A 22,638-nucleotide genomic window follows, 5' to 3' on the forward strand; every position below is an offset into this window, starting at 1 on the left:
TCTCTCAACGAAAAAGCATCATGAGCACCTCACCCATCCGGCGCCGCCACTTCCTTCAATCCAGCACCGCGCTCATTGCCTTGCCGGCACTCGAATCTCTTGGCTTCCGCCGCTTTGCCTCAGCGGCGGCGGCTGCAGCTCCGCCGAAGCGGCTGGTCTTTCTCGGCTTTGGCTGGGGGATCACGACAGAGAGCTGGTTTCCGGACATCAAACAACCGGGTGCGGATTACACCCTGCCTGAAGGACTTAAACCACTCGCACGGCACAAGGCAGACTTCAGCGTCGTGCAGGGGCTTTGGAACAAGTACAGCAACGACGGCCACTGGGGCAGCACCATGTGGCTTACCGGCGCGAACCGCTTTGGCGAGCCGGGACAGAACTTTCACAACAGCATCTCCGCGGATCAGGTGGCGGCAGCGAAGCTCGGCCTCGACACGCGCTTTGCCTCCCTGCAGCTCAACGGCAGTGAAAATGCTGAAGCATCTGGGCATGGCCCCGGGCTCTCGATGGCATGGGATGTCAGCGGCAAACCTATCGGCGGTCACAAGGGCCCCGTGGAAGCCTACCACAGGCTCTTTTCCAAAGATACCACGCCCATCGAGCAGCAGAAGGCTATGCTTGCTCAGAAGCGCAGCGTGCTCGACACCGTGATGGAGAATGCGCGTGTGATGCAGCGCGGCCTCGGCAAAACGGACAAGGGCAAGCTCGATGAATACTTCCAGGGCATCCGCGACATCGAAACACGCCTGAGCAAGGACGAGCAGTGGATTGGTGTTCCGCAGCCCAAGGCACCGATTCCCGAACCAGCCCCCGGTCTTGCTGGAAAAGAGGAGATCAAGATCATGTATGACATCATGCTCGCGGCAATGCAGACTGACAGCACCCGTGTGCTCACCTATCGCCAGCCGGTCAGCACGCTGCTCACCAGCATCGGCATCAAGGTGGCCCCGCATGACATGAGCCATTATCATTCGACCATGGGTGAAAAGTTGGAAGCTTCCAAGCAGCGCGACCTCACGCAGAGCGATCTGCTCGCGGGATTCATCGACAAACTCAAAGCCACCAAGGAAGCCGATGGCAGCCGTCTCTTTGACAACATCGCCCTCGCCTACGGCAGCAATATCCGCACCGAGCACAGCCTCGACAACTGCCCCACGCTCCTTACGGGTGGTGGCGCCGGCATCAAGCTGGGGCACAACATCGTCGCGCCGAAAGACACGCCGCTGTGCAATGCGTGGCTGACGCTCCTCCATGGTATGGGCGTGAACGTCGAGCGCCATGGAGACAGCTCCGGCGTGCTGAAAGAGCTCATCGCCTAGTCTCACTCAGCCATTTCATGAAGCCGTTCCTTCTCCTCGCCGCACTGCTGCTGGCAACTCTCCACGCCGCAGATATTGAGCTCACTGAAACTCTGCAACTGCCCGAGTGCCACAGCATTGGCTGGGTGCGGGCCAACACTCAGGTGAAGGGCCAGAAGAACTGGGATGGTGTGCTCGATGAAGCCAAATGGGGCACGCCCTCGCCGCAGCAGGCTGTTGAAAGAAGCTGGGACTGGAAGCTCACCGATGAGCAATGGCAGCAGGCCGTTAAGGAAAAAGGCGAAGGCAAAAAGGAGGATGTGAAGTTTGACCTCTGGGTGCCAGAGCAGACCACCGTTGCCAAGGGGATCGTCGTCATGTCCGGTCATGGCAGCGGCGAGGCGCTCTACAAACATCCAGAGCTGCGCAAGATCGCCCGCCAGCTGCATCTCGCGATTTTCAAATTCGTGGGCAATCCCATGCAGCGCGGCTTCTGGCCACGGAGCCTGCTCTATGAGCGGCTGAAGACCTTCGGGCAAAGAGCCCAGCACCCTGAGCTCGAAAATGCGCCGCTTTTTCTCTACGGCCACTCAAACGGCACCGGCTTCTCTGCCATTTTTTCCGCTGAAAGCAGCCGCATCTGGGGCTGGGTTTCCATGCGGCCGGGGACCACGTATCAAGTCTATCAACCCGGTGCGGCTCAAATCCCCGGATTGGTGATCTTCGGCGAGGTCGATGACTTCTTCGCCCGCCCCTCCAAAGCTGAGAACATGGGTGTCGTGGAAGCCATGAGGAAGAAGCACAACGCGCTGTGGAACTATGCCGTCGAACCGAAGACAGGCCACGGCCCCGGTGACAAAACCTGGCCGCTGGTGTTCTCCTTCTTGCGGCACACTTTCGCTGCCCGAGTTCCTGCGGATGTGGACCCACTCCAAGGTCCGGTGAAGCTCACTGCTCTAGCAGTTGAGAGCGGATCTCTCGGCAAAAACTGGGATGTCACGCAGGGCGGCTATCAAACCCTGGCCACGGCACCCTTCGCCACATTCTCTGGGGATAAAGCCACCGCCTCCTGGCTCATCAATGCCGACTATGCTGCTGACTGGCAGATGTTTCAGCGCGATGGCCAGATCACCCGGCCGTGAAGATTGGGAGACATTTCCCGGTGAGTGCGTTCGTTTAGACTGCCTTCCACTTACCCGCCATGATTTCCCGCTCACGTTTTCTTCTTTCTCTCGCTGCTGCAGGCCTGTGCATTTCTTCGTCTTGGGCTGCTGACAGCGTCAAAATTGTCCTCGTCGCCGGCAAGGTGAAGGAGGTGGACAAGGTCGGGCATCATGATTACCTCGGCGGCTGCCGCCTGATGCAGGCGCTGCTCAAGCAGACACCGGGAGTGGATGCGGTGCTGGTGAATGAGGAGTGGCCTGCGGATGAGAAGGTTTTCGATGGCGCGGCTGCGGTAGTGTTTTACACCGATGGCGGTGGCAAGCAGGCCTACCTGGCCACGCCAGAGCATGTCGCGCTCGTGCAGAAAATGGCGGATGGCAAAACGGGCCTGGTGAACATTCATCAGGCGGTGGAGTTCACACCGGCGTTTGCGCAGCAGTCGATGAGCTGGATTGGTGGTGTTTACAATGCGCTCTCAAGCCGCGGCCACTGGGACAGTGTGCATGACACCTTTCCCAAGCACGCCATCACCAGCGGTGTCATTCCGTGGAAGATCAATGACGGCTGGCTGAACCATTTTCAATTTCCAGCGGAGATGAAGGGCATCACGCCGCTGGTCTGGTCCGGCAAAGAGAAGCTGGGCTCGCCCGAAGGTGGCGACAAGGATGTGGTGGCATGGACTTACGACCGCCCAAGCGGCGGGCGTTCCTTCAGCTTTAGCGGACTGGATGCGCACTCAGCATGGGAGCAGTCGGGCATGTGCCAGTTGGTGATTAATGGGGTGCTTTGGTCTGCGGGTGTGGAGATTCCGGCAGCAGGTGCCAAGTGCGAGGCGGACAAGGCGCTGATTGATTCTTTTCTGACGCCTCGTGTGGCGCCGCCGAAGAAGGTGAAGGCTGAGGCGGCTGCGACGCCAGCGGTGAAGTAGGAAGCCAAGATCCGGCTACTCCAGCGCTCACGCGAGTGCGAAGCGTCTTGGAGTGCGTGCGGCAAGCCTGGGCGCGACGCCGCCTTTCGCAGGCCGGACGGCGGGATGGGAACTGTGAATGTTCAATACCCCGCGAAAGCGGTGTCGATGATGCAGGCTTGCGCCGTGCATCTCTGCCACCGCACTCCAAGACGCTGACGCGTTGATTGAATGCCCGCAGGCGGGAGAACAAACACGGACGTTCGTTTTAGTTTTACTATCAAGGTTACCGCGAGCGAAACACCTCGCTCATCAGGCACTCGGTGAGAAGAGTGTTCAGGCCAAGTCCCTGCTTTTTCACTTTGTCGTGGAGCTTGTCGATGATGAAGTCATCGTTGAGTTCCATGGTGCGACCGGTGGTGTAGGTGAGGATCTGGCGGATGAGGTGCCGGCTGAAAAGATCGGCACGGGTGTCCTGGATGAGCTTCTTGAAGCTGGCGAAGTCGGTGTAGGTCTCGCCAGAAGGGAATTCGCCAGTGGTATCAATGCTGGGGGCGGGGGCTTTTTTATTGGTCTTCGGGTAAGTGCTGCGCCAGCGGCCAATGGGATCGAAGGATTCGAGGCTGAAACCGAGCGGATCAATCTTGCGGTGGCACTCGGCGCAGGCGGCGTCGGCACGGTGTTTGGCAAGGCGGTCGCGAATGGTGGTGGCTCCGCTGACATCCGGATCAATGGCGGGCACGACATCCGGTGGTGGTGGTGGCGGCACGCCCAGAATGTTTTCTGTGACCCACACTCCCCGCGTGACGGGCGAAGTCTCAACACCGTTCGCGCTCACGGTAAGCACAGCGGCCATGCCCATGAGGCCGCCACGATGCGCATTGCCTTTAAGGCTCACCTTTTGGAAGCCATCGGCCAGGCGCAGGGTCTTCTGCTCGGGCAGTTCGTAAAGTTTGGCCAGCTTCTTGTCCACAAAGCTGTGGTCGCTGTCGATGAACTGAATGACGGAGCCGTTGGTCTTCAGCAGATCGCGGAAGAAGAGGTTGGCCTCGGCTTTCATCGAAGTGGGAAGATCCTCAGCATAGTAGGAGCGCACCACCTCGCGCGGCGGCGGCATGCCGCCGAGTTCACGGAGGTTCAGCCAGCTGTCCAGAAAGCCGTTCACAAAGCCGCTGATGCGTTCATCGGCCAGCATGCGCTGGATCTGCTTTTTCAGCTCGGCATCCTGTGTCAGCTTGCCTGACTTCGCAGCGGCGAGCAGCGCTTCATCGGGCGGAGCGGCCCAGAGGGCATAAGAGAGGCGCGAAGCAAGGTCGTAGGGGTTCAGCGCTTTCGCGGACTCTTCGGTGATTTCGCTCAGGTAGAGAAAGGAGGGGGAGCAGAGGATCAGCTTCAGTGCATCCAGAGCAGCCTGGCGCGGCGTGGCTTTTTCGGCCAGCTGTTTGTCGTAAAGAGCGCGGATGGGCTTGCGGTCTGCATCGGTGAGCGGACGGCGATACGCTTTTTCGGCAAAAGCCTGGAGCTGGTCCAGCGCATGCTCAGCCTGGAATCCGGCTTTGCCAAACACGGCGACTTCCTCGGCGCCACCATTCTTCTCAGGCACCGGGCCGTTGATCTTGATTTCGCTGATGCGGATGTGCGGCAGCTTGCCTTCCAGCAGGATGTGGGCGCGGCCGACGCCGGAGGATCCCGTATCCGCCTTGAACTCGTCCTTGTAGCGTTTGTTGATCGTCACCACCGATGCCCGTGATTCATACGGACCGTTCGGGAAGATGAAGCGCGGTGTCTGCCCGGCTTCCAGCCACACGCGGAATTTGAACCAGGTGGGCGTGTTGTCCGGCACCACGGTGCTGGCGAGCAGCGGCTCAATGGCCTGTGGGTAGTGGATGTGTCCTTTGGTGACATCTCCCGGAACGACCCCGAGGATGAAGGGTTCAGAAAAATCGATGCCAAAGATGGTGGGGTCGTAGTGCGTGTCCCGGTGCATCGCAGCAGCCTCCACCTCGATATCATAAAGACCGGAGACGGGCACGCCCTGCTTGAAGTCTTCGATATGGCCGTAGCCGCCCTGGCGGGTGTCGGTGTTCGGCTGCTCGTAAAGACAGAGGTAGCGGAAGTTGAAGGCTGACTTGTGCGAGCCGGTCAGCTCTTCGTATTGCACGAAGTGGCTGTTGAAGCGCCAGCTCTTCGGCTCGGTCGCCGGTTTGCCGAGTCGCGTCTCGACGAGGCGGTTCGCGGACTGAAAGTATTGATCCACGAGAAAGCCCGATGTCACCAGCGACTTGCCGATGTTGTCCATGTGCTGGCTCGTCTTCTCCTTCGGGAAATCGGCTGTGAGGCCCAGTGTATCCACCCGGCGGCCAAACAAAACAGCGAGGGTGTTTTCATACTCCCGGCTGGAGAGGCGGCGCATGACCGTGCGGCTGCCCGTGCTCTGAAATTTGCCATAGGCGGCCACCGTGCCTTCGCGCAGGGCGCGGATCATGGCGAGGCGCTCGTCATCCGTGGGCTGATCCGCCTTTTTCGGCGGCATCTCCTTCAAGGTTAGCTGGTCGATGATGTCACGCGCATCAATGAGATCAGGGACGGATTTCAGCGGCAGCGCGAACTTCTCAAAGGCACGATCGCCCTTTTGTACATCCGCGTCATGGCACTCCAGGCAGTACTTCCCAAGGAACTGCTGGGCAAGCTTGGGTGCCTCGTCAGCCGAATGAGCCTTAGTAAGGAGCGCGAAGCAAAGCAGCGCGCTCAGACGCGTGGTCGGAGCCATCATGCTCATCACGCGAAACGCCCGGTGCTGTTGCCAAAGGAATCCGTTTCCACGCCCATCTTCTGCGCGATGTCCACGAAGAGATTGCAGAGCGGCACTTTGTTGATGCCCTCACGCGGCACTTCGCGGAATTCGCCATGCTTGTAGCCGCCACCCGCGAGGATGACGGGCAGGTCGGAGTTCTTGTGCGAATTGCCATCGCCCATGCCGCTGCCGAAGAGCACCGCGGTGGAGTCCAGCAGGCTGCGGTCACCATCGTTCATCTTCGAGAGACGTGTGACGAATTTGCCAAAGTGTTCGATCTGATACTTCTCCAGCGTGATGAGGCTCGCTATGGCCTCCGGGTCATTGCCGTGGTGTGAAAGGCCGTGCCAGTCTTTCTTGATGCCAAGATGCTGCGGCATGAAGTCGCCGCCGATTTCCAGCGTGGCGATGCGTGTACTGTCCGTCTGCAGGGCCAGCGCTATCAGCTCATAGAGAATCGGCAGGTCTTCCACGGCGTTATGGTTCGCGGGCTTGTCAAAAGGAGCCTTGGGCTTCGGCTGGGCAACCCAGCGCTGGCGCAATTCCAGGCGCTTTTCCACATCGCGCACGGAAGTGAGATACTCATCCAGCTTGTCCTTGTCCTCTTTGTTCACGCGTTTGGAGAGGCGGTTGGCCTCGTCCATCACCGAATCGAGAATAGATGACTGCACCCGGTTTTCCTGCACCCGGCGTGCCTGACGCTCCGTGGAGTCACTGACGAAAAGCTTCTCAAACAACTGCGACGGATTCGTGACGGGAGGCACGCGCACGCCCGACTTCGTCCAGGCGATCTGGCAGCCGCCGTGAATGCCGCCTTCCGAGCCGACGGTCAGCGAAGGAAACCGCGTCTCGAAGCCGATCTCGTCCGCGAGATACTGGTCGATGGTCACATTGCCATCCGGGCGGTTTTGCGCCTCGGAGTTCAGCACGCCGGAAAGAAACGAGTGCACCGCGAAGTGCCCGCCTTTCACGCCATGGTCCAGGCCACGAAAGACCGTCATCTGGCTGCGATTTTCCCACAGCGGCTCCAGCAGCGTGGTCTTCTCATAGTCGCGGCCCTTGGTGGTCGGAAAGAGCTGCTTCGTCTGATAGCCCAGCAGATTGCCAATGGCCACAAATCGACGCGCTCCTGCGCCTGCTCCTTTGGCGGTCTTAACGGCGGAATTACCGCCCACAGTGCCAGCCATGAGTGAGGGTAGTCCCGGCAGGGCGAGGGAGGTGCCCAGAGATTGGAGAATGAAACGGCGTCTGTTCATGATTTGGGGGTCTGACTACTACGTAGCCAGAACACCCCGAGTTGCAGCAGGAAACACGCCCTTTTACTCGGATTTCAGCCCCACCGTGTTGACCGCGATCACGCGATAAGTGTGCTTTTTACCGGCTTCAGGCGCTTTATCGGTGAAAATCATCTCGACCAGCGGGTTGGTGGGCGTGTCGCTGTATTGCAGACCTTGGAAAACCGGACGGCCAAAGGGGTTCTTCGGCTGCTCCGGCACGGTGCCGATCTCTTTGCCATCGCGCTCGATGATGAAATGGGCCAGACCGCTTTCGAGATCGGCTTTTGCCTTCCAGGTAAGCACGTTGTCTTTCACCTGCAGCCCAGTTGGCGCAGGCGGCGGGGTGGTGTCGGGGACGGTGGTGTCTTTGACATAGACCTCCCAGTCCTTGGCGACCGCCTCATTCGGCAGCCACACGGACTTGTCTTTTTCGCCCGTAAACTTGGCAGCAGGCACGGCTTCAGTGCTCAGCAACGCTGCAAGCCAGGCATTTTTCGTCGGCATCGGCTTCAGCGCACCTCCGCTCTTTTCCGGCAGTCTTGCGGTGAGGCAGGCATCCAGCCAGCGGATGGTGAAATAGCGCTGATTGCCGCACTCATGCGTGGTCAGTGGGTCCACTGACACGCCGATGAGACCACCCTTCGCACGCACGGCGGTGAAGAACGTTTCGTTCGAAGCCCAGGCTCCGGCAAAGCGCCCTTCCTTGACCGTCACACCTTCCTTGGTGCCTAGGTTGCACATGATCGGCACCCCAGCGACCGCATCAGACAGAGTGTAAATCTTGATCGTGGGCCGGGCCGGATTGGCCTCCAGCATCGGCACGCCTGAGCGCAAGCACGCTGCTGCGACACGATCCGGATGCAGCAGTGTCATGCCACCCGCCCAATGACCGCCGCCACTGTGCCCCCACAGCGCCCACGGCACCTTGGCGAGTTCGGGATGGCCGGACTTAGCACCGAGATCCGTCAACGCCTTTTGAAACGCCGCATCCGATCCATTGCGGGGATCACACCACATTTGGCAATCAGCCTTCTCCGGCTGCTCATAAGACGGTGCCAGCAAGGCGCAGTCATGCTTTCTAGCCAGCGCCTGCCAGTGCAGGTCATAGGCACCTGTGAGACCGGATTTGCACGAGCCTTCACCGCAGCCGTGTTGGTGCACGATCACCCCACGCAAGGACTTCACGCCGGGCGGAACCCACACGGTGTAATTCACCGGAAAGATCAATTCCCCGGGCTGGGTGGAGGCCTCATAGCGCACGCGGTAGTAGGGCGGATCAGCCGCAGGAAACACATCATAGGGCGGCTGCTGCGCAGACAACGAAGCTGTCAGCACGAAAAAAGAGAGGAGGGCAAGGGATCGCATGGAAGCAAACCAACAGGGAATGAAGTGAAAAAGTTGCAAGCGAGACGAGAAATCACAGTGCCACGCCCGTTCTTCCTGCCCCGCCCGATCCAATTTCCCACCCACGACTCATGAGACCTGCAGCACTTCTATCCCTGTTCATTTTCGCCGCCGCTGCTTCCGCTGAGGACGGCTTCACCTCCCTGTTCAATGGCAAAGACCTCACCGGCTGGGATGGCGACCCCAAGCTCTGGAAGGTGGAAAACGGCGAGGTCATCGGCACCTGCACCGGGCCAGATGCCATGCCAAACAACTCCTTCCTCATCTGGCGCGGCGGCCAGGTGAAAGACTTCGAACTGCACGCCATCGTGCGCGTCGAGGGCGACAACAACTCCGGCATTCAATACCGCAGCCGCGAGCTGCCGGAGGTCGCTCCGTGGGTCATCACCGGGTATCAGATCGACATCCATCCCGCCACCGAACACACCGGCATGACTTATGAAGAAAAGGGACGTGGCATCTTCGGCCTCAATGGCACCAACGTCATGCTCGATCCCGCCGGCGCGCTGTGGAAGCTCTCCACGCACGAACCGGTGAAGGTCGATGTCTCGCAGTGGAACGAGTACACCATCATCGCACGCGGAAACCACTTGGTGCACAAGATCAACGGCAAGACCACCTCTGAGCTCACCGACTACGATGAGAAGAAGCGCGCCCTGTCAGGTCTGCTGGCCATTCAGCTGCATCGTGGCAATCCGAACAGCGTGCACATCAAAGACCTGCGCCTCAAAGTGCTCGAAGTCACAGAACCTTCGACCTTTGATCCCGCAAAACTTCCTGCCGGGGCTGTGAAGATCGAGAAGCCGCGCACGAAGAGCCCGCAAGGCACCGGACCTGTGGTGCCGCCGTCAAAGAAGTGAATCTCTTCTGCTCTGATGAAACGTCTCCTTTTTTCCCTCCTCGTCGCATGTTGCGTGCCGCAGGTATCATTCGCCGCTGAGTCACGTCCGAATATCATCCTGATGATGGGGGACGATCACGGCTGGGAGGAGACAGGATACAACGGCCATCCCCATGTAAAAACGCCGGTGCTCGATGACATGGCCGCGACGTGTTTTCGCTTCGAAAACTTCTACGCCGCACATCCGAGCTGCTCGCCCACACGAGCCAGCTTTATGACGGGCCGACATCCGAACCGCATGGGCACCTTCAATCCCGGCTTTTCCATCCGCCCGGAGGAGATCACCATCGCGCAGATCCTCGCCAAAGCCGGCTACCACTGCGGCCACTTCGGCAAATGGCATCTCGGTCCGGTCAAAGCTTCTTCACCAACGAGCCCTGGTGCCATGGGATTTCATGAGTGGGTCTCGCACGATAATTTCTTTGAGCTGAATCCGTCCCTCTCGCGCAACGGCGGCCCGCCGGAGGTCATCAAGGGCGAGAGTTCCGAAATCGTCATCGACGAGGCCATCAAGTTCATCGACCGCGCCAGCAAGGAGAAGAAACCCTTCTTTACCGTCGTGTGGTTTGGCTCCCCGCATGAGCCCTACAGCGGCCTGCCGGAGGATCTCGCGCTCTACGATGATCTGCCGGCCAAATACAAAGACAAGAAGGTCAAACTCACCTCCAACGAAACCGGCGGACCGACCACACGCCCGCAGGGTGAAGTGCTGCGCGAACGCTATGCCGAAATCACCGCGATGGACCGCTCCATCGGCACGCTGAGAAAGCACCTGGCTGCCAGCGGCCTGCGCGACAACACGCTGCTCTTTTACTGCGGCGACAACGGGACCTCTCCGGATGCTTCGCTCGTCCTGCCGCATCGCGGCGTCAAGGGCCAGGTCTATGAAGGCGGCGTGCTTGTCCCCGGGCTCATTGAATGGCCAGCCCGCATTTCCCAGCCACGCAGCACGAAAGCCCGCGCCACTACCAGCGACCTCCTGCCCACTCTATGCGCCCTCACCGGTCAGCCGCTTCCAGATCGCCCCATCGATGGTGCCGACCTCCTGCCTGTGATTGATGGAAAAATAACCGAGCGCTCCAAGCCGCTTTGGGTTTGGCAGTTTGACGCCGCTCATCTCAGCAAGACCGAGCCCTACATCGATCCCCAGCTGCAGCAAGGCACCACGCCGCTTGCCAAAAAGGCAGGAGGCAAAGCCACACGTGACTTCAGCAACTTTCGCCATGCCACCATTGCAGACGCCGATTATCTCGGCCCACGTGCCATCATTGACGGCCACTACAAGCTGGTGGTGCATGAGCAGAAGAAGGGCGGGGCAGTGAAACAAGAGCTTTTCGATCTCGCCACAGATCCTGCTGAAAAGACCAGCGTCTTTGATCAACAACCCGACATCGCCAAAAAGCTGCAGTCCGAACTGCACGACTGGCAGCATTCCGTGCTGCACAGCCTCACCGGCGCGGACTATCGCAAGTAGGGATTTTGCTCGTCTTCAAAATTTATTGTCCGGTTTCGCTGCCCACCGCGAGATACCACACCGCAACTCCACGTTTGTTCCAACCTGTCATGACCAACCCAGCCACCCTACTGCTCACCCTGTTTTCCTTCGCGACCTTCGCGAGTGCCGCGCCACTCGTCTTTGAAGGCACCGATGGGCCTGGCAAAGGAAAACACATCGTCTTCCTGGCTGGAGACCATGAATACCGCTCCGAAGAGTCGATGCCGGCCATCGCACGTCTGCTGGCCAAACATCAGGGATTCAAGTGCACCGTGCTGTTCGACATCGACAAGGAAGGCGACATCGTGGCGGGCGAAGTCGCGAACATGCCGGGAATGGAAGCACTGGACACAGCGGATCTCGCAGTGGTCTTCCTGCGCTTTCAGCAGTTCCCGGCGGAGCAGATGAAGCACTTTGATGCCTACCTCTCACGAGGTGGCCCAGTGATCGGACTGCGCACCGCGACGCATGGTTTCAAGACGACGAAGGATGATCCCTTCGCGAAGTATTCTTATGACAGCAAAGTTGCCGGATATGAGCTGGGCTTTGGCCATCAGGTGCTTGGTCAGACCTGGGTGGGCCACTACGGCACCAATCACAAGCAGAGCACGCGCATTGCCATCGTGCCGGACAAGGCCACGCACCCGATCCTCCGTGGTGTGAAAGACATCTGGGTGCAGGCGGGCGGCTATGTGGGCAAGCCGACGGATGGCGAAGTTTTGACGATGGCCCAGCCGCTCAATGGCATGACTCAAGATTCTCCTGCGGATGCCACCAAGCCGCCGATGCCCAGCGAGTGGACACGCACCTACAAATCTGCCTCCGGCAAAACGGGCCGCGTTTTCACCACGCTGTACGGCACCTCGGAAGACATTACGAATGAAGGCTATCGCCGCATGATCGTGAACAGCATTTTCTGGGCCTTGGGCCTGGAAGACTCGATCAAGCCTGACCTCGATGTTTCCTTCGTTGGCCCCTTCAAACCGAACACCTTCGGCGGTGGTGCCTATGCACACGGCGTCAAACCCGAGATGTATGCGGGCTTCGCCTCGCAGATTCCAGCGAACAACAACACGAAGAGCACCGCCAAAAAATCAAAGCCGGACGAGAAGCCGGCGGCAAAAGCTGATGCAGCATCCAAGGTGACCATCGCCTCAGGCAAGCCTGCACGCTATGTGCGAATTGAGCTACCCGGTGACAAACGCTGCCTGCAAATCGCAGAGATCGAAGTGATGAGCGGTGGCAAGAACGTGGTGAAGGGCGGCAAGGCTTCACAATCAACCACAACCAACGGCGGCGTACCTGAACGGGCCTTTGATGGCAACAAGGACCCGGAATGGGGCAAGGGTGGCCAGACGCATACGAAAGAGAACCAGCCGAATCCATGGTGGGAAGTCGATCTGGGCTCCAGCCATGCCATCGACACAATCGGACTGTGGAGCCGCCGAGGCTTTTCGGACCGTTTGGGCGACTTCACACTCCAGTTGCTCGATGAAGCTCGCAAACCGGTGTTTGAGATCAAAAGCGTCGCCGGTCCGGATTCGATGACCATCGATGTGAAAGGCGGGGGCAAGCTGACCTACCTGACCTTTGATGGAAAGCCGGGCAAGCCTGCGCAGAAGAACTCCGGCGGCGGCGCTGCTCCTGTGAAGGAACCTGAACTGGCCGAAGTGCCTGCCGACTATAAAGACCCTGCACCTTTCGCCTTTGGCAAAGGGGATGTCGTCGCCATCCTCGGCAATGGCCTCCCTGACCGCATGCAGCATGATGGGTGGATGGAAACGCTGCTGCAAAGCCAGCTTCCTGATCTGCAGGTGCGCTTCCGCAACATGAGCACCAGCGGCGACCGCCCGAACAACTACCCGCGCAGCAGCGGTGCCACGCACATGACGGACTACCTGCGCCATGTGAAGGCGGACGTCGTGTTCGGCTTCTTTGGCTACAACGAATCCTACGACAACAAGCCAGAGGAGTTTCAAAAGCAGCTCGTCGAGTTCGTGAAGAAGACCCGCGGCAGCAAGGCAAATGGTAAATCCTTCCCGCGCATCGTTCTCTTCAGTCCCATCGCCCATGAAGACACGCACAACGTGAACGTGCCGGATGGCAAGGCGCACAATGCGCAGCTCGAAGCCTACGCGAAGGCCACTGAGGCAGCGGCAAAGGAAGCGGGTGTGGCGTTTGTGGACCTGTATCATCCCTCACTGGAGCTGTTCAAAGCCGCGAAGGAGCCTCTCACCATCAACGGCGTGCATCTTTCCATCGAGGGAGATCGTCAGCTCGCAGAAGTCATCGCAAAGGCGCTGATCGGCAAGCAGGTGAGCGCATCGCCCTCCATGGAACCGCTGCGCGAAGCCGTGATGGACAAAGACCTTCACTGGTACAACCGCTACCACGCCTCCGACGGCAACGACGTCTGGGGCAGCCGCTCCACGCTGAGCTTTACCAATGGCCAGACCAATGCCGTCGTGCTGCAGCATGAGCTTTCCATGCTCGACGTCATGACCGCGAACCGCGACGAGCGCGTGTGGGCTCGCATCACCGGAGGCGACAAAAAAATCGACGACAGCAACGTGCCGAAACCCGTGCCCGTCATCTCCAACGTGGGAGGTGGCAGCAAGAGCAGCAGCGCGCAGAAGGAAGGCACCCTGAAATACATCAGCGGTGAAGAGGCCATCAAACACATGGCGGTGAAAAAAGGCTTCGAGGTTCATCTGTTCGCCGACGAGTCGCGCTTCCCGCAGATCGCCAATCCCGTGCAGATGCAGTTTGATTCAAAAGGCCGTCTCTGGGTTGCCGCATGGCCGACCTATCCGAAGTGGGAACCGCTGAAGGAAATGAACGACGCTCTGGTCATCCTGCACGACGACAACAACGACGGCAGCGCTGATCGCGCCACGGAATTTGCCCGTGTGCAAAATCCCCTCGGCTTTGAGTTCTGGAACGGCGGTGTGCTCGTCACCCGCCAGTCGGAGATACTCTTCCTCAAGGACACCGATGGCGACGACAAAGCGGACGTGCAGACCATCATGCTCATGGGCCTCGACAGCTCAGACTCACACCACGGCGCAAACAATCTCATCTACGGCCCCGACGGTGGTCTCTATTGGCAGAGCGGTGTGTTCATGCAGCACAACCACGAACATCCCTGGGGCCCTTCGCTGAACACCGGAGCCTCCGCCATGTATCGCTTCGATCCGCGCCGCTTCACCATCGCCAAGCATGCGGACAATTCGCCGAACCCGCATGGCACCTCATTTGACTCCTGGGGCTACCAGTATGCCACAGACGGCACCGGCGGCCGCGCCTATCAGGTGCGTCCCGAAGGCAACGGTTTCAAAATGTATGAACTGCTGAAGAAAGAAGTACGCCCCGTGACCGCCAGCGAGGTCGTCAGCAGCACGCACTTTCCCGATGAAATGCAGGGAGACTTCCTCATCTGCAACGTCATCGGCTTCCTCGGCGTGAAGCATTACCACCTCGAACGCGACGCCGACAACGGCACCGTCTGGGGCGAACCCGCAGGCGACGAACTCACCGTGAAAGTCACTCAGGCCGACGGCACTGTCACCGAGGAGACCTCAAGAGGTTTCCTCATGAGTGGCGACAAAAACTTCCGCCCCAGCGATGCCGTTTTTGCACCCGATGGCTCGCTCTACCTGAGCGACTGGCACAACGTCATCATCGGCCACATGCAGCACAACGTGCGCGATCCCAACCGCGACCACAAGCATGGCCGTGTCTATCGCGTCACCGCCACTGGCCGCCCCTTGCAGAAGGTCGTTCCTGTGGACGGCCAGCCGATCCCCGCTCTGCTCGAAAATCTCAAACACCCCGCCGATGGAGTGCGCCACCGCACTCACATTGAGCTCAGCGAACGCGACACCAAGGAAGTCATCGCCGCCACACAGTCTTGGATGAAGCAGTTTGATCCCACCAAGAAGGAAGACGCTCACAACCTCCTCGAAGCACTGTGGATTCATCAACAGCACAACGTCCGCAATGTCGAGCTTCTCGGTCGATTGCAGAAGTCGCCTGAGTTGCACGCACGTAATGCCGCCAATGTGGTCCAACACCTCTGGTTCAACGTTGAAGCCTCCATGCACGGCGGCGTCATCGCTGCTGAAGCCGAGGAAAAGGCGCAGAAGTCCGGCATCCTCAGCGACACCGCTGAACTCACCACTATCCGCGTCGCCACCATTCCTGAGCGCATGATGTATGATGTGAAGGAACTCAGCGTGAAGGCCGGCAAGAAGGTGAAGCTCACCTTTGCCAATCCCGACTTCATGCCGCACAACATCCTTCTGGTGAATCCCGGCAAAGCCGAGGAAATCGCCACCAAAGCAATGGCTCTCGGTGCCAAAGGCTTCGACACCGGCTTCATCCCCGACAGCCCTGACATCCTCTGGCACAGCAAGCTGCTCGACCACGGCAAAGAACAAGTCATCGAGTTCACTGCCCCCGCCAAGCCCGGCGACTACCCCTACGTCTGCTCCTTCCCCGGCCACTACCTCATCATGCGTGGTGTGATGCATGTGAAGTAACCCATTTGAGAATATCCACATCAGGTTCTCCTCTCGAGAGCCTTGCAGTCAGCATCCTTCGTTGTCCGGTTTTGTACCGCAATGTGAGGTGAATCCATGCGTTCATCCAAGTCATCCACTTTATGATCAAGCCCGCCGTTCTCTTTCTCACTCTGGCGATCCTCGCTTACGCTGCGGACGCGCCGGAAACGCCGGCTCGCAAACCAGCCATGGCGATCAACCCGCTGGATGCAAAGAACACAGACACGGGCAAACCTGCACCACCTGAAGACCCGGCGCTGGCGAAGTATTACATGGAGGAAAAAACCGCACCGCTGCCACCGGTGACAGCGGCCGTGGATACAGCGCTACCGCTTGCTCTGGCGAAGGGCGATCACGTCGTGTTCATCGGCAACACCCTGTTTGATCGCGGCGCTCAGTTCCCGCATTTCGAGGCAATGCTGCTGAAGGGGCACTCAGACAAGCAGCTCGTGGTGCGTACGCTGGCGTGGTCGGCTGATGAGGTGGATCTGATGCCGCGTCCGACAAACTTCGGCACGCTGAACCAGCACCTGTTTGCGCAGAAGGCGGATGTGATCTTCGCGGCGTTTGGATTTAATGAATCGTTCGGCGGGCTGGAGAAGCTGCCGGATTTCAAACTGCGGCTCACGGCGTTGGTGCAGGAGCTGAAGACGCATGCCTACAACGGCAAGACGGCGCCGCATGTGGTGCTGGTGTCGCCCATTGCCAATGAGAACGTGACCGGCGTCCCGGCGGCGGACATGAACAACGCACGGCTTGCCGCCTACACCAAGGCGATGGGTGAAGTGGCTGCAGAGGAGAAAGTGGGGTTCGCCAACGTGTTTGACCCCATGCTGCCAGCGATGAAGGGCCTCACCTTCAACGGCGTTCATCTGGAGGATAAGGGGTACGCGGTGTTTGGCGACGCGCTTTACCGCGCTACCTTCGATGTCAGCGCCCCAGAAACCACGCCCGAACTGCGTGCGGCCATCGCAGACAAGAACCGGCAGTTTTTTCAACGCTACCGGCCGCTGAACGGCTTCTACTACACAGGCGACCGCAACAAGGATTACGGCTATCTCGACTTCCTGCCAGCGATGCGGAGCTTTGATGTCATGGTGGCGAATCGCGACCAGCGCATCTGGGCCATCGCACAGGGAAAGAGCTTCACTGGCAAAAAAGTCGATGACTCCAATGTCCCCGAGATGCCAGCGACGAAGGAGAGCAAGGGGGCGAACGAATGGATGACACCCGCAAACGAACTCGCCGCCTTCAAGATCGATCCGCGCTTCGAAGTGAACCTGTTTGCCAGCGAAGAGCAGTTCCCCGAAATCGCGAACCCCATTCAAATTCGCTGGGACACGCAGGGCCGCATGTGGGTGAGCACTTCGCAGGCCTACCCGCATCTCTACCCCGGTCAGGAGCCCAAGGACCGCCTGATCATTCTCGAAGACACGGACAACGATGGCCGTGCCGATAAATCAACGGTGTGGGCGAGCAACCTACATATCCCGCTGGCCTTTGAGTTTGGCGACGGCGGTGTGTATGTTTCCGATGAGCCACACCTCACCTTCCTCAAAGACACGGATGGCGATGGCAAGGCGGACTTCAGCCGCCAGATCTTCACCGGCTTTGGCACGGAGGACTCCCACCATGCGCTGCACGATTTTGTCTGGAGCCCCGATGGCGATCTGATCATCCGCGACTCGATCTTCCTGCACTCCCAAATTGAAACCGCCTACGGCCCCGTGCGCCTCGAAAACTCCGGCTGGTTCCGTCTGCGCACCGACACGCAAAAGCTCAGCACCTTCGGCAGCTATCCGAGCACCAATCCCTGGGGCGTGACCTTCGACGACTGGGGCCATCACATGGCCAGCCATCCCATCTTCGCCAGCGCATTCCACGCCACGAATCCGCCCTATCCTGAGCAGCATCCCGGCGCTGGCAAAATGCCCGCGTATTCCGGCACCTGCGGTCAGGAGTTTGTGGATTTCGATTTCTGGCCGCAGGAGTTGCAGGGCGGCTTCATCAAGGCGCGCTACAAACCCACGAACAACATCGAGATGCATCAGTGGATTGAAATGGACGATCACTATGAGGAAAAAAAACTCGGTGATCTCATCTTCTCCACCAACCTTAGCTTCATCCCCACCGATGTGAAGGTCGGGCCGCGCGGCGACTTCTACATCTGCGACTGGTACAACCCCATCAAAGGCCACGCCCAGTACTCGTTGCGTGATCCGCGCCGTCTCCGCACCAGCGGACGCATCTGGCGCATCGTACCGAAGGGAGCAAAGCTCGCCGAACCACCCACAGTGGCCGGTGCACCGATTCCCGCACTGCTGGATCTTCTAAAGAGCCCGCACTACCGCTGGCGCTATCAGGCCAAGCGCGAGTTGCATGAACGCTACGCCGCTGAGGTCAAAACCGCGTTGGATGCCTGGGTGGCAAAGCTAGACCCCAAAGACGCCCGCTTCCGCCACCATCAACTCGAAGCCCTGTGGACCTACCGCACCCTCAGCACAGAAAACACAGCCTTGCTCAAAGAACTGCTCAACTGCGACGAACATCACGCACGCGCTGCCGCGACAACTCAACTGCGTTACGTCGATCTGCCGGATCGCATCGCGCAACTGCAGGCCCGCGCCAATGACGACAATGGGCTCGTGCGCATGGAAGCCGTCATCGCCGCAAGCTACATCGGTACGCAGGACGCGCTGGATGCCGTGCTCGGTGTGCTTGACCGGCCCATGGGCGAACACCTGACCTACGCCGTGCGCACCGCACTTGGCAGCGAAGCGCTCTCGCGGCTTTGGAAAGATAAGGAGAACGAGAAGCTCACCGCATTCATGGACGCCTTTGCTGCCACCTACAAACGCGGTCCTTTCGAGAAGAAAAAGACCGTCGAAGAAACCGCTTTCGACAAGCAGCCCGGTGTCGCCAAAATCACCATCAACTGCGTGCGCGAGCGCATGCTCTTCGACAAAACCGAATTCAGCGTGAAGCCCGGCCAGCCGGTGAGCCTCGTCTTCAATAATCCCGACGCCACCGCCCACAACCTTGCCATCTGCCAGCCCGGCAGCGTTGAGGAAATCGGACTTGCCGGCAACGAGATGGCCAAAGACCCCGAGGGCATCAAAAAGGATTTCATCCCACCGACGGACAAAATTCTGCACCACACCAAGCTGCTCAATCCCAACACCACTGAAACCCTGCGCTTCACCGCACCAAAATCACCCGGAGACTACCCTTACCTCTGCACCTTCCCCGGCCACTGGGTGATCATGCGCGGAGTCATGCATGTGAAGTGAAGGGGGGGGCTCTTCTGTCGTCAGCTTTTCTGCGCCTTTTTTGCGGCTTTCTTAACTGCCTTTTTCTTCGTGGATTTCTTTTGGGCAGGTGGAGGCGCTTCAATCGCGATATCTGTGCTCAGGTCGATTCCAAAGATCGCAGAGAGATCGACACCGGCTAGATCACCTTCAGAGGCGGATAGATCGGTGATAGCGGCGCTGCTGGCATTGGAGAGCAACTCGGCTTGATCCACGCCACGCAGGGTGAAGAGCAGCTCCGGTCTCGTGTCGAGCAGCACCCCGACTCCGTAGAGCACAGCGGAGACATGCTTGCACATGTCCGCATGGTCGGGACAGGAGCAGATGAAGCGAATCTCTTTTGGCTTCGGAAACAAGCCTTCGTCGGGATCGGTGAGCACCTTCATCAGGCCATCTCCGAGTTTTCCCGCGAGCAAATCCAGCATGGAGCCGATCTGCCCAGCGCTCGATTTCACGATCTGCTGCCACTGCTTCTTTGGCAGCGGTTGGATGGTGATGCTCGTGTCATAAAGTTCTGATCCTGCCACCACCGCGCTGAGCTTGCCTGATTCGATCTGCAGGTCGTACACCTTACCCTGTCGCAGGTAGCTGCGTCCACGCGGAAGCCGCGACTCATAGTCCTGATACGACTCCAGATTGCGGCACCAGGACTGCCCCCAGAATGTCGTGCTCAGTTTTTTCTGTCCCGCTGGAGCCGGCAGTACTTCAAATTTTTCCCCACGCTTCTTTCGCTTCGCGATCTCGCGCTGCACCTGTTTTTTTTGTTCTTCGACATCTTGGTAGGACCACCACATGGAGTTTTTTACACGACAGCGGAGTTCACATCAAGAGCGACCAAGCTCAGCAATTCCTCCGCACCCATGTCGGTGAGCAGTTTTTCGGCGCCGCCGTCGCCGGTGATCAGGTCGTGGGCGAGGCTCATCTTTTCTTCGATCAGGGCGTCGATGCGTTCTTCAATGGTCCCCTGGCAGACAAATTTGTGAACCATGACGTTCTTTTTCTGCCCGATGCGGAAGGCGCGGTCGGTGGCCTGGTTTTCGACGGCGGGGTTCCACCAGCGGTCAAAGTGGATGACGTGGCTGGCAGCGGTGAGATTGAGTCCTGTGCCACCGGCTTTGACGCTGATAACCATGAAGGGCGGACCATCGGGCTGCTGGAAGGACTCCACTAACTGCGGGCGCTTCTTCACGGCAGTGCCGCCATGGAGGATGAGGCCCTCACGGCCAAAGACGGTGGCGAGGAATCGGGCGAGTGGATCGCAGGTCTCTTGAAACTGTGTGAAGATGAGCGCGCGTTCGCGGCGCTCGGCGAGTTCGCTGCAAATTTCCGCGAGCCGCGTGAATTTGCCGCTGTCTTCGGGGTTCCAGGCACCGTCGCCGTTCCAATGACTTGGATGATTGCAGATTTGTTTGAACTTGAGCAGGAAGCCGAGCACAAGGCCCTGACGCTTGATGGGTTCCATCTCCTTGTCGGCGAGCATCTTGGCGAGTTGATCGACGAGTTTTGCGTAGATGGTGGCCTGACGTTTCGTGAGGCCGCAGAAGGCCTTGGTTTCGATTTTGTCGGGCAGGTCGCTGATGATGCTGCGGTCCGTTTTCATGCGGCGCAGGATGTAGGGCTGCACCAGTTTGCGCAGCGGTGCAAAACCTGCGCTGCTTTTGGCACAGCGTTTCACCGCATCGGCAAAGGCGGCGGAACCGCCGAGCAGGCCGGGATTGAGAAAGTCGAAAAGGCTCCAGAGATCGCCGGGACGGTTCTCCACCGGTGTGCCAGTCAACGCAATGCGCGTGGGGGCAACCAGGCGCTTCACGGCCTTCGTGCTGGCGCTGCCGGGATTCTTGATGGCCTGGGCTTCATCGAGGATGACGACGCTCCAGGGGTGCTGCTGCCATGACTCGGTGCGTTGGAGGAACTGGTAGGTGGTGAGCATGGCATCGCAGCCGCGCAGGGCTGCGGCAGGGTGCTGCACGGCGTGGTCGAGCGCTTCGCGGGAGGTTTGGGAGGGATGGGCGATGAAGAGTTTTAAATCGGGGGCGAACCTGGCGACTTCGGCCTTCCAGTTGCCGACGAGGGAGGCGGGGACAATGAGCAGGGCGGGTGTTTTTTTCTCCTTTTGCCGAGCGAGCAGCAGCGCGATGACTTGCAGTGTTTTGCCGAGACCCATGTCATCGGCCAGGCAGGCCCCGAGGCCCAGGCGAGTCATTAACTGAAGCCACGCGAAGCCTTTGAGCTGATAGGGACGCAGGGTGGCGCAGAGATTTGGTGGAGGTTGTGCTTCGGCAGGATCACGCATCTGATCGAGCAGGTGTGCGAGATTTTTGCCCGCCACGATGTCGCTCCAGTCATGCACCAACTCCGTGCCCGCTTCCTCCACGGCCGCCAAACGCGGATCAAAGCCCGCGAGCATGCGCATTCCGTCGAGGAAACCGATGCCGCCTTCGCCGGTGGCATGCTGAACCCTTTCCCAATGCGACATCACCTCCTGGAGTTGGGCGCCATCGACCTCGATCCAGCGGCCGCGGAGTGAGACGAGGCCGGTGTCGGCGCTGAGGAGTTTTTCCCATTCGGCGGCGGTCAGGGGCTCGCCTTCGAGGCTGGCGGCGATTTTGAAGTTGAGCAGGGCTCCGGCATGGAGGGAGGATTTTTTTGGGGCATCGATCGTCACGGAGACGGCGGGGCGGGGGCCTTTGCCGCTGCGCCACCAGTCGGGGAGTTTCATGACGATGCCGCTCTCTTGAAAGACTGTGGTCTCACGCAATACGCGAAAGGCCTCCTGAGGCGACATGGCCATGGGTTGAAAGAGGCGCTTTGTTTCCAGCCACTCTCGGAGGAGTTTGGATTTCTCGGCGGCGGTGCGGACTGGTGCCAGGAGGGCATTGAGGGCGGTTTGATCTTTCTGGCCGGAGTAAAGCTGGAGCGCACGGGCCAATGGCAGGTGCTGTGGCTGGCCGGTGGCGCTGAGTTTTTCGGTGAAGGTGGCCAAGAAGGCGAAGGGGCGCTGGGTGTCGGTCTTGTTTTCGGCGAGGTGGAAGGTCACGCGGCCGACGACATGCCAGGCGGGGCATTCCTCGCGAAGCCAGGACTCCACGCCGTTGGTGGCCAATTGATTGATGTGCTGGGCGAGATCGTGCCACCAGCGTTCGAGGACTTCCAGAGTGAGGTATTCCGCGCCAGCGAAGGGTGGTGCCGCGGCCATGAAGTCGGTCAGGGAGGGGGCGGGAATACTCAGGGCATCCTTGGTCTGGCAGAGGCGGGTGAAGAACTGCTGGGCAAACTCCCGGAGCCATTTCCAGGGGGGCTCCAGTTCGGCGGTGAGCAAATCCGTGCTCAAAACGCGAAAAATGGCGCTGGGAGAGCCGGCGGCGGCGATTTTCCTGTCCGCCGCCGATTCCGCCACTCCTTCGTGGGAAAGAAAACCTGTGGGGGTGAGGACGGGGGCGAGCATGGGCTGTGTGTGGACGAGGAAGCGTTGTCAAACAAGGAGTTGGAATGTGGAAATTCAGCAATCCTCGTTTCCCAAAGGCCACT

The 22,638-nt window shown here is 59.4% G+C and carries 12 protein-coding genes; 7 read left to right on the top strand and 5 right to left on the bottom strand.

Annotation, left to right across the window (positions count from 1 at the left end; translation table 11 throughout):
* Positions 1-20: 20 nt before the first annotated feature.
* From AC24GY_RS02385 to AC24GY_RS02395, 3 genes are read left to right on the top strand one after another with little or no spacing between them, the layout of a single operon-like run.
* Positions 21-1,319: a DUF1552 domain-containing protein gene (locus tag AC24GY_RS02385; protein WP_487679968.1), complete on the top strand. Its 1,299-nt coding sequence runs from the start codon at positions 21-23 to the stop codon at positions 1,317-1,319.
* A gap of 17 nt (positions 1,320-1,336) precedes the next feature.
* Entirely contained in the window at positions 1,337-2,440 is a 1,104-nt protein-coding gene (locus AC24GY_RS02390) for a dienelactone hydrolase family protein (protein ID WP_487679971.1), read from the top strand.
* A gap of 59 nt (positions 2,441-2,499) precedes the next feature.
* Positions 2,500-3,390, top strand: coding sequence for a ThuA domain-containing protein (locus AC24GY_RS02395; RefSeq protein ID WP_487679973.1), 891 nt, complete (start codon positions 2,500-2,502; stop codon positions 3,388-3,390).
* A gap of 265 nt (positions 3,391-3,655) precedes the next feature.
* Here the strand turns inward: AC24GY_RS02395 and AC24GY_RS02400 are convergent, their stop codons facing one another.
* The 3 genes from AC24GY_RS02400 to AC24GY_RS02410 all read right to left on the bottom strand — a co-directional run bounded on the left by AC24GY_RS02400 (position 3,656) and on the right by AC24GY_RS02410 (position 8,805).
* Complete coding sequence (locus AC24GY_RS02400) at positions 3,656-6,142, bottom strand: DUF1592 domain-containing protein (protein WP_487679975.1); 2,487 nt, start codon at positions 6,140-6,142, stop codon at positions 3,656-3,658.
* Between the two features lie 5 nt (positions 6,143-6,147).
* Positions 6,148-7,419, bottom strand: a complete 1,272-nt coding sequence (locus AC24GY_RS02405) for a DUF1552 domain-containing protein (protein ID WP_487679977.1) — start codon at positions 7,417-7,419, stop codon at positions 6,148-6,150.
* A gap of 63 nt (positions 7,420-7,482) precedes the next feature.
* Positions 7,483-8,805, bottom strand: a complete 1,323-nt coding sequence (locus AC24GY_RS02410; RefSeq protein ID WP_487679979.1) for an alpha/beta hydrolase family protein — start codon at positions 8,803-8,805, stop codon at positions 7,483-7,485.
* Between the two features lie 110 nt (positions 8,806-8,915).
* On the opposite strand from AC24GY_RS02410, the gene AC24GY_RS02415 reads away from it, so the two are divergent.
* From AC24GY_RS02415 to AC24GY_RS02430, 4 genes are all read left to right on the top strand, one after another.
* Positions 8,916-9,704: a 3-keto-disaccharide hydrolase gene (locus AC24GY_RS02415; protein WP_487679981.1), complete on the top strand. Its 789-nt coding sequence runs from the start codon at positions 8,916-8,918 to the stop codon at positions 9,702-9,704.
* Positions 9,705-9,719: 15 nt separating this feature from the next.
* The gene (locus AC24GY_RS02420; protein ID WP_487679983.1) at positions 9,720-11,219 is read left to right on the top strand and encodes a sulfatase family protein; all 1,500 of its coding nucleotides are present in this window, start codon (positions 9,720-9,722) and stop codon (positions 11,217-11,219) included.
* A gap of 89 nt (positions 11,220-11,308) precedes the next feature.
* A complete protein-coding gene (locus tag AC24GY_RS02425; RefSeq protein ID WP_487679985.1) occupies positions 11,309-15,781 on the top strand; it encodes a PVC-type heme-binding CxxCH protein in 4,473 nt (1,490 codons plus the stop codon).
* Positions 15,782-15,903: 122 nt separating this feature from the next.
* Entirely contained in the window at positions 15,904-19,092 is a 3,189-nt protein-coding gene (locus AC24GY_RS02430; protein ID WP_487679987.1) for a PVC-type heme-binding CxxCH protein, read from the top strand.
* A 20-nt stretch (positions 19,093-19,112) separates the two neighbouring features.
* On the opposite strand, the gene AC24GY_RS02435 is transcribed toward AC24GY_RS02430, so the two are convergent.
* A complete protein-coding gene (locus tag AC24GY_RS02435; protein WP_487679989.1) occupies positions 19,113-19,904 on the bottom strand; it encodes an SWIM zinc finger family protein in 792 nt (263 codons plus the stop codon).
* 8 nt (positions 19,905-19,912) lie between these two features.
* Entirely contained in the window at positions 19,913-22,555 is a 2,643-nt protein-coding gene (locus AC24GY_RS02440) for a DEAD/DEAH box helicase (protein WP_487679991.1), read from the bottom strand.
* Between the last annotated feature and the right edge of the window lie 83 nt (positions 22,556-22,638).

This window comes from Prosthecobacter sp. Pr1, assembly GCF_057652315.1.

Coding starts and splice junctions, on each gene's coding strand:
- AC24GY_RS02385 (WP_487679968.1), top strand. CDS start 21: ATGAGCACCTCACCCATCCGGCGCCGCCACTTCCTTCAATCCAGCACC.
- AC24GY_RS02390 (WP_487679971.1), top strand. CDS start 1,337: ATGAAGCCGTTCCTTCTCCTCGCCGCACTGCTGCTGGCAACTCTCCAC.
- AC24GY_RS02395 (WP_487679973.1), top strand. CDS start 2,500: ATGATTTCCCGCTCACGTTTTCTTCTTTCTCTCGCTGCTGCAGGCCTG.
- AC24GY_RS02400 (WP_487679975.1), bottom strand. CDS start 6,142: ATGATGGCTCCGACCACGCGTCTGAGCGCGCTGCTTTGCTTCGCGCTC.
- AC24GY_RS02405 (WP_487679977.1), bottom strand. CDS start 7,419: ATGAACAGACGCCGTTTCATTCTCCAATCTCTGGGCACCTCCCTCGCC.
- AC24GY_RS02410 (WP_487679979.1), bottom strand. CDS start 8,805: ATGCGATCCCTTGCCCTCCTCTCTTTTTTCGTGCTGACAGCTTCGTTG.
- AC24GY_RS02415 (WP_487679981.1), top strand. CDS start 8,916: ATGAGACCTGCAGCACTTCTATCCCTGTTCATTTTCGCCGCCGCTGCT.
- AC24GY_RS02420 (WP_487679983.1), top strand. CDS start 9,720: ATGAAACGTCTCCTTTTTTCCCTCCTCGTCGCATGTTGCGTGCCGCAG.
- AC24GY_RS02425 (WP_487679985.1), top strand. CDS start 11,309: ATGACCAACCCAGCCACCCTACTGCTCACCCTGTTTTCCTTCGCGACC.
- AC24GY_RS02430 (WP_487679987.1), top strand. CDS start 15,904: ATGATCAAGCCCGCCGTTCTCTTTCTCACTCTGGCGATCCTCGCTTAC.
- AC24GY_RS02435 (WP_487679989.1), bottom strand. CDS start 19,904: ATGTGGTGGTCCTACCAAGATGTCGAAGAACAAAAAAAACAGGTGCAG.
- AC24GY_RS02440 (WP_487679991.1), bottom strand. CDS start 22,555: ATGCTCGCCCCCGTCCTCACCCCCACAGGTTTTCTTTCCCACGAAGGA.